The organism is Treponema sp. UBA7570 (assembly GCA_002477955.1).
Lineage (GTDB): Bacteria > Spirochaetota > Spirochaetia > Treponematales > Treponemataceae > Treponema_D.
Genome location: DLLE01000010.1, coordinates 1 through 16,422, shown reverse-complemented (window position 1 = coordinate 16,422; position 16,422 = coordinate 1). Strand labels below are relative to the sequence as shown.

At 39.7% G+C, this 16,422-nt stretch carries 12 protein-coding genes and 1 pseudogene; 3 read left to right on the top strand and 10 right to left on the bottom strand.

What is annotated here, in order from left to right; all coding sequences use genetic code 11:
• Positions 1–44: 44 nt before the first annotated feature.
• Positions 45–473 carry a 3-hydroxyacyl-ACP dehydratase FabZ gene (fabZ, locus tag B4N75_RS00745; RefSeq protein ID WP_078930743.1) on the bottom strand — a complete coding sequence of 143 codons (429 nt, stop codon included), beginning with the start codon at positions 471–473 and terminating at the stop codon, positions 45–47.
• A 370-nt stretch (positions 474–843) separates the two neighbouring features.
• The gene (gene fabF, locus B4N75_RS00740) at positions 844–2,088 is read right to left on the bottom strand and encodes a beta-ketoacyl-ACP synthase II (RefSeq protein WP_296706326.1); all 1,245 of its coding nucleotides are present in this window, start codon (positions 2,086–2,088) and stop codon (positions 844–846) included.
• Positions 2,089–2,411: 323 nt separating this feature from the next.
• Between fabF and B4N75_RS00735 the strand changes: the two genes are divergently transcribed.
• Positions 2,412–3,257, top strand: coding sequence for a polysaccharide lyase family 7 protein (locus B4N75_RS00735; protein ID WP_296023042.1), 846 nt, complete (start codon positions 2,412–2,414; stop codon positions 3,255–3,257).
• 69 nt (positions 3,258–3,326) lie between these two features.
• On the opposite strand, the gene fabG is transcribed toward B4N75_RS00735, so the two are convergent.
• The 5 genes from fabG to B4N75_RS00710 form a co-directional block, all read right to left on the bottom strand.
• On the bottom strand, positions 3,327–4,070 hold the full coding sequence (gene fabG, locus B4N75_RS00730; RefSeq protein WP_296023040.1) for a 3-oxoacyl-[acyl-carrier-protein] reductase: 744 nt from the start codon (positions 4,068–4,070) through the stop codon (positions 3,327–3,329).
• 17 nt (positions 4,071–4,087) lie between these two features.
• Complete coding sequence (locus tag B4N75_RS00725) at positions 4,088–5,041, bottom strand: ACP S-malonyltransferase (protein ID WP_296023037.1); 954 nt, start codon at positions 5,039–5,041, stop codon at positions 4,088–4,090.
• A gap of 197 nt (positions 5,042–5,238) precedes the next feature.
• Positions 5,239–6,018: a class I SAM-dependent methyltransferase gene (locus tag B4N75_RS00720; RefSeq protein ID WP_296023035.1), complete on the bottom strand. Its 780-nt coding sequence runs from the start codon at positions 6,016–6,018 to the stop codon at positions 5,239–5,241.
• 3 nt (positions 6,019–6,021) lie between these two features.
• Positions 6,022–8,553: an ABC transporter substrate binding protein gene (locus B4N75_RS00715; protein WP_296667734.1), complete on the bottom strand. Its 2,532-nt coding sequence runs from the start codon at positions 8,551–8,553 to the stop codon at positions 6,022–6,024.
• Between the two features lie 330 nt (positions 8,554–8,883).
• On the bottom strand, positions 8,884–10,440 hold the full coding sequence (locus B4N75_RS00710) for an extracellular solute-binding protein (protein ID WP_296667736.1): 1,557 nt from the start codon (positions 10,438–10,440) through the stop codon (positions 8,884–8,886).
• 204 nt (positions 10,441–10,644) lie between these two features.
• Here B4N75_RS00710 and B4N75_RS00705 point away from each other — a divergent pair, with 204 nt between their 5' ends.
• Positions 10,645–11,133: a DUF523 domain-containing protein gene (locus tag B4N75_RS00705; protein ID WP_296023025.1), complete on the top strand. Its 489-nt coding sequence runs from the start codon at positions 10,645–10,647 to the stop codon at positions 11,131–11,133.
• A gap of 33 nt (positions 11,134–11,166) precedes the next feature.
• Here B4N75_RS00705 and B4N75_RS00700 read toward each other — a convergent pair whose 3' ends face one another.
• The 3 genes from B4N75_RS00700 to B4N75_RS00690 all read right to left on the bottom strand — a co-directional run bounded on the left by B4N75_RS00700 (position 11,167) and on the right by B4N75_RS00690 (position 15,474).
• A complete protein-coding gene (locus B4N75_RS00700; RefSeq protein WP_296667740.1) occupies positions 11,167–11,841 on the bottom strand; it encodes an HAD family hydrolase in 675 nt (224 codons plus the stop codon).
• 65 nt (positions 11,842–11,906) lie between these two features.
• A complete protein-coding gene (locus B4N75_RS00695; RefSeq protein ID WP_296706324.1) occupies positions 11,907–14,027 on the bottom strand; it encodes a methyl-accepting chemotaxis protein in 2,121 nt (706 codons plus the stop codon).
• Positions 14,028–14,301: 274 nt separating this feature from the next.
• The gene (locus B4N75_RS00690) at positions 14,302–15,474 is read right to left on the bottom strand and encodes a phosphoribosylaminoimidazolecarboxamide formyltransferase (protein ID WP_296023014.1); all 1,173 of its coding nucleotides are present in this window, start codon (positions 15,472–15,474) and stop codon (positions 14,302–14,304) included.
• A 211-nt stretch (positions 15,475–15,685) separates the two neighbouring features.
• Between B4N75_RS00690 and B4N75_RS00685 the strand changes: the two are divergent.
• A pseudogene (locus B4N75_RS00685) lies at positions 15,686–16,422 on the top strand (amidophosphoribosyltransferase); the annotation flags it as partial.

The following is a 16,422-nucleotide window of genomic DNA, read 5'->3' as shown; positions in this document are numbered from 1 at the left end:
CGTGCCCACTCGCCTCTTTTAAAGGCTATTTTGCATTCTTTTTGCTAGTTGCCTTTTCCTACGAGACACATCCACTCGGCTTGGGCGCAGAGGGTTTCGCCTACGTAGGCCTTTCCTTCCTGTACAACCATGTTTTTAGTGCAGCGTTTGTTTACTACTTCCATTCTTACGGTGTCGCCTGGACGTACTTGATGCTTAAATTTTACGTTGTTTACTGTCGCAAGGAAGAACAGGCTTCCTTCGTCAAATTTTTTCTGAAGGCTCAATGCGGCTCCACCGCCCTGTGCCATTGTTTCTACAAGAATTACCCCAGGAACTACAGGATATTCAGGAAAGTGTCCTTTAAAGAAAAAATCCTCTTCTGTAAATTTGCGTGTACATACACAGCCGTTTTCGTCATAACTTTCGATTGTATCTACAAACAAAAAAGGTTTTCTGTGCGGTAAAAGTGATTCAATATCTGTAAATGCCATTTTTTTTCTCCTATAAAAAGTCAAGATTAAAACTTCAGTTTTAGGATTGACTTTTTATTGCAATTTCGTAGCAAAGTGAAAAATTGCAGTTAATTAGTAAGTTTGCAACGCAAACTTAGAAAGATAAAAAACAGACGCCGTTTTCGGCTGTTTTTATCTTAACTCCTATAAAAAAAGAGCCTGCATTTTTAGCAGGCATTTTGCTCGCGTGAGCGATTGTAGCGGCGGCTCTGCCGTTGGTAAGCAGCTCGCTGCGTCCAATGGAGCGTCAGCGGAACCGCGAAAAGCGCGACGGCGCAAGCCGGCACGCCCTCTTTTGTAAAAATCAACCCTAAAATTTTCGCAATAAGCGTTTTTTAGAGTTTTTTAATTAGTTTGCTCTCTTGAAAACCAAGATTCCGTTGTGTCCGCCAAAACCGAAGTTTCCGCTCATTGCAACCGGAACGTCGATTGAAAGTCCCTTGTTTGGCGTATAGTCAAGGTCGCATCCGCCTTCTACGTCCGGATTGTCAAGGTTGATTGTTGGTGGAATAAAGTTGTCTTCGATTGCTTTTACACAGACAAAAGCTTCGAGCGAGCCTGCGTTTCCAAGGCAGTGTCCTGTCATTGATTTTGTCGAAGAAATGTGCAATTTGTATGCAGCGTCGCCAAATGCGTTTTTGAGCATTTTTGTTTCGCCAGCATCGTTCAAGTGTGTTGAAGTTCCGTGGGCGTTGTAGTAAACAACATCTTCCGGTTTTACATGAGCATCTTCGAGAGCAAGAGTCATTGCGCGTGCCCCTTCGATTCCGTTCGGGTTTGGAGCTGTAAGGTGGTAACCATCTGTTGTTGTTCCGTATCCTGCAACTTCTGCATAAATTTTAGCGCCACGTGCTTTTGCATGCTCGTATTCTTCCAAAATAAGGATTGTTGAACCTTCGCCCATAACAAATCCATCACGGTCTTTGTCGAACGGACGGCTTGCTTTTGAAGGATTGTCTGCCCATTTTGAAGAAAGTGCCTGCAAAACGCCAAAACTCAAGTTTGTAAATCCGTTGATTGCAGATTCTGTACCGCCGGCAAGAGCAACATCCACGCGTCCTGCACGAATCTGATCAAGAGCATAGCCAATCGCATCTGTTCCAGAAGCACAGGCGGTACAAACAGTGTGAGCCGGACCGTGAATGTTGTTTACGATACAAATATTTCCTGCAGCTTCGTTTGGAATAAGCTCAGGAATTGTCATTGGAGGAGTGCGTGTAAAGTTTGAGCTAAAATATGATTTGAATCCGGCTTCTGTAACTTCAAAACCACCGATTCCAACGCCAAGATAAACACCAGCCTTGTCAAGCACAGCCTCGTTTCCAGAAAGTTTTGCATCGTCAAGAGCCATTTTACTAGCAGCAACAGCAAACTGTGTAAAGCGTGCCATTTTGCGAGCTTCTTTTGCATCCATATAATCGCTGGCTTTAAAATCTTTTACTTCAGCGTCGTATTTTACTTTAAAAGGAGTTGCATCATATCCGGCAATTGGAGCAACCCCGCTTTTTCCTGCCTTGAGGGCAGCCCAAGTTTCGTCAGCAGAATTTCCGACTGGACTTACACAACCAAGTCCTGTAACAACAATTTTTCTCATCTTTTTCTCCTTATAAAACTCCGCGTTAGCGGCAAGCTACAGATGGCGAGAATCACAGTTTGTAAAAGCAACGCTAGAGCAAACTGTAATGATAAAAATTACACGGATGTAATTTTTATCATGCCTCCTATAGAAAAATCCAGTTTGCCACGCAAAACTGTTTAAAATAATAAACCAGCAAAATTTCAAGCTGATTTTAACTTTCTTTTAATTTACTATGACAAAATATCAGTTTTTGTCATTTTAAGCAAGTGTTTTTTTCATTGCTAAACTATCAAATAACAAGCAGACAATTCAAAATAAAGACTATAAAATAGAAAAAAATGAACGCTAAATTATTTCTTAAAATAATCGCATTAAATGCAGTTCTTGCAGGCTGTGCTTCAAGCAGCGGCGAATACTCACCTTATGTCATGCCTTACGCCACATCAGAAGAACTCGAAAAAAGACAAAGTCCTGTCCCGCTCATTCCAGCCGACAGTTCTGGAAACATCGATTTTAATCTCCAGTATCCGTCAGGAACTAAAGACGGCGGCATGATAACCGCATCTCTCGCCCAAAACTCAAATTTCAAAAACAAATATTTTTCAAAATACACGGACAAAAACAACACAGATTGGATAAGAATTTCACTCGATGCCTCCGATCAGGGAAAATCTCCAAACGGTTCTTCAGTCCGCGTAGAACTTGCCCAAAAAACAAAATGGGCGCTTAAAGGAACTCATTCTTTCACCTACACTTTTTTCGGAAACTGCTCCAACGCCTCAGAAGCAAAATTTACTGTCGGGCAGTTTTTGGCAAGCAAACTCCCAAATGCAAACGGAAAAGCAACAGACCGTCCGCTCTGCCGAATCGAAGCAGAACAAGGAAAAATCGTTGCAAAGATCCGAAATTATTACGAAGCAGATAAAGTAGACGAAATAAACGGTGATCCAATAAAAATTGAGCTTGGTGCTTGGATTCCTTCAAAAGAGACTACAATCAAAATTCAAACAGAAGACAAAAAACTCACAATTTTCCGCGATGGAGAAAAAAAAGAAAGCATAACCTTTTCAGAAATAGTCCGCTCCGATGAACGCAATTATTTTAAAGCGGGAATATACTATCAGAACAAAGATTCTCCGCAAATTTTTACAGAAATATTCCTGAAAAACTTAAAAATAGAATAAAAAAACGCGCCATAAAGGCGCGCAAGCAAGAAATATACGGCAAAAACAAGTCTTTGTCAGCGTAAAATTTTACGCGCCCATTCCACCGTCAACACCAATAACTTGTGCTGTCACATAAGAACTCAAGTCGCTCGCAAGGTAAAGAGCGGTATTTGCAACATCTTCCGGAGTTCCAGGTCGTTTGAGAGGAATTTTTTCAATCATAGCCTGTTTCAATTCCTCTTTAAGAACATTAGTCATATCAGTTTCGATAAAACCAGGAGCAATGCAGTTTACACGAACACCGCGGCCTCCAACTTCTGCAGCCAGAGATTTAGAATAAGCAATAAGACCGCCTTTAGAAGCAGCGTAGTTAACCTGACCGCCGTTTCCATGAACTCCGACAATCGAAGACATATTGATAATTGAACCAGAACGTTTTCTGATCATATCGTTAGAAACAATCTGACAGATTAAGAAAGCAGCCGTAAGGTTGACTCTCAAAACATCGTCCCAATCAGCTTTTTTCATTCTGAACGAAAGACCATCGCGCGTAATTCCAGCGTTGTTTACAAGAACATCAAAACCGCCGGCTTCTGCAAGAGCGGCTTTTACAACTTCTGTCACCTGCTCAGCATTGCCTACATCAGCATAAATTTCGTGAAAAGCCACACCGTTTTCTTTTGCAAGAGCTTCGATTTCTGCTTTTCCGGCACTTTCTTTAGAACAAAGTCCCCAAACTTCACAACCGTTTTTAATAAAAGATTCAACAATTCCACGGCCAATTCCACGGCTAGAACCAGTCACAAGAGCCTTTTTATTCTGAAGCAACATACTTCCTCCCAAATTTATTAAAGTGCTGCCAAAACTTCAGCAGTGTTTACAGCAACAGCAGGCAAAGTCGCACCAAATTCAGTCTGTCCCCAAAGACCAGACAAAACTTTTCCAGGACCAACTTCAAGAACAGCCCACTCACTTCCATCTTCCTTAATCAAATCAGCAAGAACTTTTTCTTCGTCAGTCCAGCGAACCGGATTAGTAAGATGCTCAACCGCACTTGCCTTTGCAGGCGCGCCTTCTGTAACTTTTTTTCCTGTCACATTAGAAAAAAGCGTAATTTTTGGATCTGTAAACGTAAAAGGTTCAAGCGCCACCTTAAAATTATCAGCAGCTCTCTGCATAAGCGGCGAGTGGAAAGGACCAGCAACAGCAAGACGTACAACACGACGCGCCCCGCAAGCCTTCGCCGCTTCTTCTACCTTAGCAAGCCCGTCGGCAGTTCCTGCAACTACAGTCTGTTTTACAGAATTCAAATTTGCGGCATAAGCGCCATCGATTCCGGCAGCGATTTCTTCAACTTTTTCTGGCGGCAAACCAAGAACAGCGCTCATTCCAGGCGCATTTCCAGCATTCTCTTCAGCAATCTGTTCACAGACAGTCTGCATTATCGAACCACGCTGGCATACAATTTTGATAACATCTTCAAAAGACAAAATTCCGGCGGCATAAAGAGCAGGAAATTCTCCGAGCGAAAATCCCATCGCAGCAGAAGGCTCAATTCCCTTTGTTTTAAGAGCGGCCATTATCGCAATACTTGCCGTAGTAATCGCAAGCTGACTGTTATCCGAGCGGTTAAGCTCTTCCTGAGGAGTATCCCACAAAAGTTTTGCAACATCTTTTCCAGCAATCTTAGAAGCTTCGTCAACAACCTTTTGCGCTTCCGGATATGCTTCACAAATATCCTTAATCATTCCCTGTGCCTGAGCACCCTGTCCAGGAAACAAAAATGCATATTTCTTTGCCATAGTTTTCTCCCATAAAAATAAAAAAATTGAGTTTGACAAAAATCAACAAAATGTCATTTTGCACAGTTTATAAAATTCTTCAGGAATATGCAAGGGCGTTACGGCTGCGCCGTCGCTACGACCGCCCCTCCGCATTCGCTCCGTCCCTTCCGGGGACAGCTGACGCTGGGGCTATCATCGCTAACGCAATTTTTGAATTATTTTGTATTTTTTAGAACATCGACAGTATGGCTAGAAGCACCGAGCAATTCAATCCGTTCTGCATTTGCCAGCTGATATTTTACAAAAAGCTCAAATGTTTCTTCGTCCATTGCATTTAATTCCCGGCGCATATAGTCAGAAGGGCCGTCCGCCGCAATAATTTTTATGCGTTCAAGACCAGCTATTTTATTCAATTCATTTATATCATCAAGCCGAAGGTAACTGTAAAGCTCTTTTTCGCTGCTTACGGTTTTAAAATCTTCTGTCACGCTGCCGTTTTCAAAACACTCTTTTATTTTGTTTTTCTTAAAGCAGTATTCGATTATACTGTAATCGTTCATAACATAGGCAACAAGAATAAAACCGCCTTTTTTTGTTACTCGCTTAGCCTGTTCAAAAACCTTAATTCTTTCTTCTTTCGTGTGCAAATGATACATCGGCCCAAAAATCAAGGCTATGTCAAAAAAATCCGCATCCAGAAAACTCAAGTCAAGGGCATTTCCCGGCCAGATATGAACTCCAGCCTGATGCTTTGACTCAATTACCTTCCGATTTCGTTCAACAAGCTCAACCGCCGTAACAAAATGACCTTCTTGAGCTAAAGCCACAGAATAGCGTCCGGTTCCAGCTCCAACATCAAGAATTTTAAGATTTTTTCGTTCACCAATGCACTCGTGAATATATTTTTGAGCAACTGTATATTCTACAATTCCATGCCGTGTCGAAAGGCGATGCTCTTCGTTAAATTTATTGTAATAAGTTTCAAGCAAAGTCATAAATCAAACCGCAACTGAAAATTCAGGAACATCATCCGCGCTAATCGGCTTGCTGAACAAATATCCTTGAATAAAATCACAATTCATAGAACAGAGCTTGTCATACTGCCATTTATGCTCAACGCCTTCAACAGCCAGTTTCATTCCCAAACCATGCACAAGCTGCACAATATTCTGAATAAAATCTTCTTTTCCATCTACAAGATAATTATCAACGAGAGACTTGTCTATTTTAACCTTGTCCGCTGGAACAAAAGTCAAATAGCTGAGAGAAGAATACCCCGTTCCAAAATCATCAAGAGCAAGTGTAACACCAATTTTTGCAAGTTCGTCAAAAAGCTGAGTTACGCGGCCTTTTTTACCCATAAAAAGGCTTTCTGTAATTTCAATTTCAATTAGATCTGACGGAATCCTGTATTTTTCCATCATGTTTTTCAGATGCAAGACATAACCGTCATCAACAAGTTGTCCATTTGAATAGTTTATTGCAACCTTTCGAAGCTTCATTCCTTCAGAACGCCAGATGTCCATCTGACGCAAAACTTTTTCAGTAACAATTCTTCCGATTCGAGCAATAAAACCGCTGCTTTCCGCTACAGGAATAAAAACATCCGGTCCAACTGAATAATCCTTCAAGCGGACAAGAGCTTCAAAAGCGCAGACATCGCCAGTTTTTGTAGAAATCTCTGGCTGATAGCGAATTTCAAAACCGCCATGCTCACATTCGTCTTTTAAAATGTCAATAATCGAATTGCGCCTCAAAACCGATTCTTTCATTTCCGGCATAAAACCAAGACAGGTTCCAAAACCAATCTTTTTTGCCTCATACATTGCAATATCCGCATTTGTAAGAAGCTCATCGTAAGAAACATCGATAGACGAATCTGCAAAACCCAAAGTTACGGTTATTGAAAGTTTTGTTCCGTTAAAATACATCGGTTCATTGAGCAATTGACGCAAAAGTTCAATCTCTCGCCCATTTTTTTCGATATGACCGCATTTATAGACAAGCAAAAATTCATCTCCGCCGTAGCGTGCCGCAAAATATTCACCGTTTACAGTAAGTTTTGCAAGCCGGCGTCCGTATTCTTTTAAGACAAAATCGCCGCATGCGTGTGTGTAAGTGTCGTTGTAATTTTTAAAATCATCAACGTCCATCAAAAAAAGCGTAAAAGGCAAGCCAGAATGTATAAGTTTTTTTATTTCTGCCTCACCGTGACTTCTGTTTGGAAGCTCCGTTAAACCATCATTGTTTGCGACAAAAGTCAGTTTTGTTTTCGAGTCAATCAGCTCCCTGTTAATTTGGCGCATTTTTTTATTCATCGCCATGACAATTTCGTTAATTTTTTTTGATTTGTAATAGCTTGTAATAAAAACAACGAGCATCAAAATCAAAGAGAGTATTATAAAAAAAACAGCAATGAACAGACTTTTCTGTTTTTTTAAAATATTTTCCGCCTTGTTGAAAAAAATCGTTTCGGAAGGCAAAGTCGCAGGATTTATATTGAATTCTTTCAGAAGTTTGTAATCAAAAATACATTTTCCAGCCGCAAAATCATCGTATTCAAAATCAAAAATCTGTTTTTTTCCTTCGAGAATTTCATAAACAATTTCTACAGCATGGCAGGCGGCCGCATAGTGATCATAAACTTTTCCACCCAAAAATCCATTCCCAATACCGACAGCATTTGTCCTATAAACGGGAATTCTCCGTGAATACGAACTGATAAAATCAATAAGCTCATAAATAGAAAAAGAATTTCTGTGTGCATAAGACTGCAAAGAAGAAAGACACAAAACTACTGAATCAGTGTGAATTGCAGACAACCGATTAGCAATCTGTTCAGGAGAATTTCGAGAAATCGTAATAAACTCATAGGTTAAGTTTGGATATTTTTTTATTGCGTCCAAAAATTGCTCTCTGTCGCCACGGCCCGTTAAAGAATCATCAAGAATACAGCAAACTTTTTTAACATTAGGATTTTGCTCAATGATTATTTCAAGAGTTTCATCAACAAAATTTTTTTCTCCAAATCCTGTAAACCATGGATTTTTTTGAGCATTTTTTGCATGAGCAATATCGTTTATTCCAAAAAATACAACCGGAACATCTTTAAAAAGTTCGTTATGGAACTGCTCAATAAAAGTTAAGGCAGCGTCATCGCTTACAATAACCGCCTTGTAATTTGTCGGACGCATAGAAATTTTATGCTTTACTGTCTGATAAAAAAGCTCGTAATTTTCGACAGTGTTATAATTAAGCATGTCCATGTACATAACTTCGTACATGATGCCTTTTTTTTGCATAGAATATTCAATGCCTTCAAGCTGATTCTTTGTAATCAAATAGCGAGGATCATAAGAACTTATATAAAGAACATCGTAAGTCTTGTTTTCGTCCAACTCAAAAGGTTCAAATCTATTTATTTCGCCCTTAAGAAAAATAAAAATTAAAAGGGCAATTCCAGCCAGCGCGCAAATAACAGCCAAGCCAGTCAAAACAGAAGTAATAACTATCGATTTTCTTCTATTCATAACAACACTCCCCTTAAAAAAAACATATTCCGCTTATTTTATCATAAAAAAACTTAACTAAAAAACTCTGGTTGATAATTTACCGTTATCGCACAAGAAAACTTTTTTACCAAGGACAATCAGTGTCTCACTAGTTGTTTTATCATTGGCATACCAACTAAGGAGGAGCATTTATGGCTATGTTTTTTTTATTTTTGGGATTTATCGCTTTATGGGCAATTACAGAAATTATCGAAACCTTTTTAAACGAAAAACGCCAGCATAAAAGCCGGCGCTGTCAAAAAAAGAACACTCCGCTGGATAGACTAAATGCCAGCGAAATGGGCAAAACTATTCGGTAAGCAGGTTGTTGCTTTCAACGTAATTTTTACATTTGCGTTCCCAGTCGATTCCGCCAATGCGTGTAAATCCGTTGAGCCACTGCTGCCAGTTTTCTCTAATAAGGGCACGTTTTCCTGTAACAAAGTCCATAACGCCCTGCTCGTAATATTTTTTTACTTCGGCAGACGGAGCTGGCAAACCTTCTGAGCCAAGGGCTGGAGTCCAGTCCTGATTCTGCATATTTTTTAAAACTGCGTATGCGCTCATTTTTTTGCCGTTGCGGCTTACCCAGGTTGGATAGCGGCTTTCAAGCTCAACTTCGCTGTTATAAAAAATCAAATTTCTAAGCTGAAGATAACGTGCAAATGATTTTTGAGTATACGCTTTTGAAGGGTCAGCCAAACCTTCAGTTGTGATTTTTCCATTTTCGTCACGTCTGTAGTTTACGCCTTCTTCACCAAATCCCAAAAGATAATAACCTTCTTCGCTGCTCATCCATTCAAGAAGCCTTGCAATTGCCTCAATCTTGCCTTTTTCTCTGGCATTTTTGCTGATTGCATAGATGCGGTGTCCCTGGTCAGTGTAAATTCCAACCGATTTAACCCCAGAAGGACCTGTCGGAGGCTCAATTACAATCCATTCTCCATCCGGAAACTTTTCGTCAAAAGGTGAATAGTTGTTTTCGAGGGCAAAGGCTGCATTTTGTTCACGCATAATTCCAAAACGACCTGATTTCCAGGCATTTCTAAAATCATCCTTCTTATAAACAACCCAGTTCGGATCGATTACTTTTTCGTTAACCATCTGACGCACAAAATTTACTGCGTCAAAATAACTGTCTTTGTAAATATTAAGTCCGGCAGTATCTTTGTTAAAATCAAAAGTTCCTTCTACTCCAAAAGCGCCAAAAATCGGGTCAAATTTCACACCCAAACCTTCTGAATTCTTTTTGATTTCAAGATAAGCGCCGTAACCATAAGTGTCATTTTTGCCGTTGCCATCAGGATCGCTGTAAGTAAAAGCCTTCATTACGTTCATGTAATCGTCGAGAGTTACAGGAATTTCAAGGCCAAGTTTATCAAGCCAGTCTTTTCTAATCAAAATTCCTTCATTTTTTACAACTGAACCTGGCTGGCTCAAAGCATAGTGCTTGCCCTTGTAACCATACGACTTGCGCTCTTTTACATCATACATTTGAGAAGTACGAGTCGGCATAAGCTCGTACATGTCATCAACATAAGAAATACATTCTTTTTTCATCAATTTTGGCAAGACAGTTCCGCTCACAACAAAAATATCTGGCAGACGTCCGGCATCTGCGGCAGCTATAATTTTTTTGTCCGCTTCAGTAGAACTTGCAGGAACAGCAGAAATTTTTAACTCGATATTCAATTTTCTGCGGATAATGTTAAAAACTTCCCAATCTGCTGGCGGTTCTCCAGCTTCAGAAAAAGTTGCGCCGTACCACAATTCTAAAGGAATAATATTTTTTTCTTTAGAACCGCATGAAGTAAGAATTACTGCAAGAAAAAGCGCTGCGCAAACAGCTGAAATTTTGCATTTCATTTAAAATTCCTCCAAACTCATTTATTCTAAAACTTAATTAAATTCAATTCAAATAAATATACAGCCAAACATGAAATATATCATACAACCGTTTTTATTTCGAGATTTTAGAGATATTCTTTTGTTATTCATTCTTTTTATTTCTTTTCTATGCTTATACTTTTCTCTTGTCCAACCATCAAACTTAATTCATAATTATTTTCTATGAACATTCTTGTAAGCGCCTGCCTCTTAGGTTTTGATGTAAAATATGACGGCGGAAACAACGGCTCAATTCTGCAGGAAGAAACCTTTGAACGCCTAAAAAAAATCGCAAACATAATTCCTGTCTGTGCGGAATGTATGGGAGGACTTTCCTGTCCGCGCTCTCCCTGCGAAATTTCCGGAGAAAAAGTAATCGACTCGCAAGGCAACGACAGAACTCCTCAATTCAAAAAAGGCGCTCAACAGGTTTTAAAAGCGGCAAAAATGTTCGGATGCTCTTTTGCGCTTTTAAAAGAAAGAAGTCCTTCGTGCGGAGCTGGAAAAATCTACGACGGATCATTCAGCCACAAAATAATCGACGGAAACGGAATAACGGCAGACCTTTTGCTAAAAAACGGAATAAAAGTTTTTGGAGAAAACCAGATAGAAGAACTATTTGAATCTCTCCGTCTTGCAAAAGCGCCGCTTCAATTGAGTTTTGCTTTTTAAAATTATTTAAGCCGACAAGCAAAATCTGTCAAACTAGCTTTGACAAACTAAATCCCCCGGTTTTGAAATTATAAAATCGGCCTTAAATTCTTCAAATTCCTGCTGGCTTCCATAGCCCCACAAAACTGCACAGCATTTTAAGCCGTTTTTTCGCGCTCCGAGAATGTCGTGTTTTCTGTCGCCAATCATCAAAATCTTGCCGTTTTTTCGTTCGGCCTGCAAATTTTCGTGTTTAATTACATATTCAATAACTTTGTGCTTTTCGCTTCTTGCTTCCGCCATGTCCGCGCCGCCGGCAAAATCAAAGTATTGAGATAAATTAAAATGTTCCAGAATTCTGAACATAAAAACTTCCGGTTTTGAAGTTGCAACGTAAAGTTTTTTTCCGCTTTCTTTGAGTTTTTGCAAGGTTTCTGGGATTCCTTCATAAACTGCATTTTGAAAAATTCCTTTTTCCGTATAAAACTCACGATATTTTTCTATGGCTTTATCGCACCGCTCTTCGCTCAGTCCATAAAAAACATTGAACGACTCTGCAAGCGGAGGCCCGATAAAACGCTTGAGTTTTTCATCGTCCGCTTCTTTTATTCCAAAACATTCAAGCGCATAACGCACACTGTTTACAATTCCTTCGGCAGAACGTGTCAAAGTTCCGTCAAGATCCCAAAAAAAGTGCGTAAATTGAGAAAAATCGTTTCTTAACAACATACTCCGATTGTAGCAAAAAAATGAACTTCACTACAATCAAAACATAATATGAATTTTTTCCGATTTTAAACTTTGAACTGATCGACCTGAATACCAATCTGTCCAATTAAAGCTTTCATACGGTTTGCAAGTTCAGAAAGCGCCGCTCCAGTTTCGTTGATTTTGCGTGCCCCGGAAGACATTTCGCCCATTCCGTCTTTTATGCTGAATGTAGCTTCCTGAAGATTTTTTATTTCATCAAGAATCGCCTTATTTCCTTCAGCCATTTCCAAAGACGCTGTTTTTACCTCGTTAGAAGTGTCATTCATGCTGTTAAGGGCGACTGCAATTTGTTTTGAACCTTCATTCTGTTCTATCATTGCATTTGAAATTTCCTGAACAAGATTGTTTGTCAAATTGATTTCCTGAGCAACGTCGTTAAACGCATCGGAAGCAATGCCAGAAGCATCAACCATCTGCTCAATGCTGTTTATGATTTTATCCAGCTGATTACCGATTGTCTGCGACTGAGAACCAGAATCTTCGGAAAGTTTACGAATTTCATCGGCAACAACGCTAAATCCCTTTCCTGCTTCGCCCGCATGAGCCGCTTCAATTGCCGCATTCATTGCCAAAAGATTTGTCTGCTCTGCAATTCCATTGATTACGACGTTTGCTTCGCGCAAAGCCTGGCTTTCTGCCTGAATTTCTTCGATTTTTGCCGTAACATCGTTATTTTTTTGAATTCCAGTTGCCGCCTTCTCTTCAAGCTCGTGGAAAGTATGAGCCATTCTCTGAACAGAATTATTTACAGAATTGATGTTTCCAATCATCTCTTCAACAGAAGCACTCGCCTGAGTAACAGCCGCGCTTTGACTTTCAATCATGCGGTTTAAAGACTCTATGTTTGAAGCAATTTCGTTTACAGCTCCGGCAGTTTCGTGAACAGACTCGCTCTGAACGCCAATCTGCTTGTCCATACCCTGAATATTGCTAATAATCTGACTAATTGCCGCTACAGTGTCTTCTGTACTGTTCTGCAGAAGTTCATCGACTTCGACAAGGTCGTTCTTAGACTGCTTCATTGTTGAAACAATTATGTGAAGTTTTTCAGAAAATTTATTGAAGCCATCAACAACGCGTCCAATTTCGTTGCTGCTCTTTAACTGAATTCTTTGCGTAAGGTCTGCGTCTCCAGTTGCAATTCCGCGGATCGTGTTTTCCACAACACTCAAAGGCTTTATCTGTTTGTACATTATAAAACCTACAAAAAGAACGATTATAACGGTAATTATAATTCCGCAGATTAAAAGTTTATAGAAAATTGCAGTTGAAGCCGCATTGATTTCTGTTTCTTTTAATAAAAGCATAATTTTCCACGGCGTGTGCTTTACAATTTTTGAAAAAATAACAATGTTTTCGCCAGCACTATTTTTTATTATTCCAGTATGACTGTCATTCGCCCAAGCAGTCTGAAAAACAGAATAAGAAGCCGGGTCATTTTTTCGGATATAATCAACTTCTTCCTTTAATTTTTCAGAATTAAGATTTGAGGCAATAACCTTTCCAATGCTGCTAAAAAGCCCAGCTTCGCCAAGCGAACCAAGATTTATATCTTCAAGGACCTTCGCAAAATTAGATTCTTCAACGTTTCCACAAAAAAAACCGATTGTTTCGCCATTGCGTTTGGCAGCACGGCATACATGCACAACTGTTTTCCACGAAACTTTAGAAGGAACAGGATTATCAACATAAGAATCTGCGCCGTTCTGCATGATTTCTTTAAAATAATCGCGGTCAGAAACAATCGTCTGAGTTCCAATATCCGAATAATAAAGTCCGTCTTTATCAACCCATGCAACATAATCAAAAAAATCTTTATTTCTGTCCTGCTCATGATCGCGCAGCCAGGAAACAATTTCTTCCGTGCTTGCATTTCCTTTTATGATGTCTGAATTGCAGTAGTAATCTAGGGCTGCAAAATATTTTTCAATAACATTTTGCTCAAGATTTGCATAAGTATCTACAAACTGGGCATATTCAAATTCTGTACTTTTTTTAAGCTCCTCTTTTGTAGTTTTTGTTACAAACCGAATCTGCAGCACGTTGAAGAAAATTACAATCCCCGCTAAAAAACCGCCTATAAGAAGAAATAGGCGTCCTCCCTTTTTCTTTTCCTGCTGATTCTCAGTCTTACGTAGTTTCATAAAAATGCCTCCAGCTTAAAAAAAATTATTTTTCCGAATGTCTAAACAAAATATCTAAAAATTGCAGTTTTTAGATAAAAATTTGAAATATAAAAAATCGCCTGTTTTATTCTACCAAAAAATATCAAAATCGCCACAAAAAACTCAAAATCATTGCAAAAAACGACCATAAAAAAAAACGCTCCCGACAGAGAGCGTTTTTAGTTTTAATATGTTAATATTTTTTCGTCAAAAATTCTTACAAACTACGCAAAACAGCGCCTTTTATAAAAAACTAGTGATGGAAAAGTCTAATTCCGTTAAAGCACATAACCATATTATACTTATCGGCAGTTTCGATTACCTGATCATCGCGAACCGAACCTCCCGGCTGAGCAATTACAGTTACGCCAGATTTGTGCGCACGCTCAATATTGTCTCCAAACGGGAAGAAAGCGTCTGAGCCGAGAGCAACATCTGTATTTTTAGCAAGCCATTCTTTTTTCTCTTCGCGAGTAAAAACTTCAGGCTTTACTTTGAAAATTCTCTGCCAGCTTCCTTCTGCAAGAACATCTTCATATTCTTCGCCAATATAAACGTCAATTGCATTATCGCGGTCTGCGCGTTTAATTCCGTCAACAAACTGCAATCCGAGCACTTTTGGCGACTGACGCAGCCACCAGTTGTCAGCTTTTTGACCAGCAAGGCGTGTACAGTGAACGCGGCTTTGCTGTCCAGCGCCAATTCCAATCGCCTGGCCGTCTTTTACGTAACATACAGAATTTGACTGAGTATATTTGAGAGTAATAAGAGCAATAATAAGGTTATGTTTTTCATCCTCGCTCAAATTTTTATTTTTCGTAACAATATTAGAAAGACAGCTTTCGTCAATTTTTATAAAATTGTGCCCCTGTTCAAATTTTACGCCAAAAACCTGCTTAACTTCAGTTGCCGGAGGAACGTAAGACGGATCAATCTGAATAACACAGTAATTTCCGTTCTTTTTAGCCTTCAAAATTTCAAGAGCTTTGTCAGAAAAAGCTGGAGCAATAACACCGTCAGAAACTTCTTTTTTAATCAAAAGAGCAGTAGCTTCGTCACATTCATCGCTCAAAGAAATAAAATCACCAAAAGAAGACATTCTGTCAGCACCACGGGCACGGGCATAAGCGCAAGCCAAAGGAGAAAGCTCAACACCGTCGGTAAAATAAATCTGCTTGAGAGTGTCGTTCAAAGGCTTGCCAATTGCAGCGCCAGCAGGAGAAACATGCTTAAAAGAAGTTGCGGCAGGAAGTCCGGTAGCGTCCTTCAATTCCTTAACAAGCTGCCAGCCATTCAAAGCGTCGAGCAAATTTATATAACCAGGTCTTCCGTTCAAAACAGCAATTGGAAGATCACCTTCATCAACAAAAACCCGGGCAGGTTTCTGGTTTGGATTGCATCCATATTTCAATTCAAGTTCTTTCATTCTTAAAAACTACCATAAAAAAATGTTCTATTCAATAAATCAAAAAATCACAAACCGCATCCTCTGTCATATCCGGCTCTTGCTATAAGTCCTCGCTTCGCTGCGGTCTTTCCGCAACGATCCGGGGTAAATTTTACCGTTTATTGTAAAAAAATCGTCTTGGCACTATAATTGTGCTTTATTTTTGCAAAGACTTCAAAGAGGTACATTTATGGGCGGAATTTTTGGCGTTGCTTCAAAAGACGACTGTTCGATGGATTTATTTTTCGGAACTGACTATCATTCACATTTAGGAACCCGCCGCGGCGGACTTGCAGTCTATCGCGAAGATGACAAATTTCAGCGTGCAATTCACAACATCCAGAATTCTCCGTTCAGAACAAAATTTGAAAACGACATTGAGGAGATGAAAGGCCGCATCGGAATCGGCTGTATTTCAGACTACGAGCCGCAGCCTCTTCTTGCCTGCTCTCACCTTGGACGTTTTGCGCTTACAACCGTTGGAATCGTTACAAATAAAGACGAACTTTCAAAAGAGATTATCGAAAACGGCGGCGCTTTTCTTGAAATGTCCGGCGGAGAAATAAACCAGACAGAACTTATTCTTGCGCTTCTAAACACTCAAAAAACAATTCTCGAAGGAATTCAATACGTTCAGAAAAAAATAAAAGGCTCAATCACAATGCTTGTTGCCACTCCAGAAGGAATTTACGGCGCAAGAGACAAGATGGGCAGAACGCCGCTTCAAATCGGAATAAAAAAAGACGCAAAAGGCTCAATTCTTGCTCACTGCCTTTCTTTTGAAAACTTTGCATATATGAACCTCGGCTACGCTGACGAGCATGAGCTTGGACCTGCGGAAATCGTTTATGTAACAAGCGACCGCTACGAGATTCTGCAGAAGCCTCAAAAAGAAATGAAAATCTGCACGTTCCTATGGATTTACTA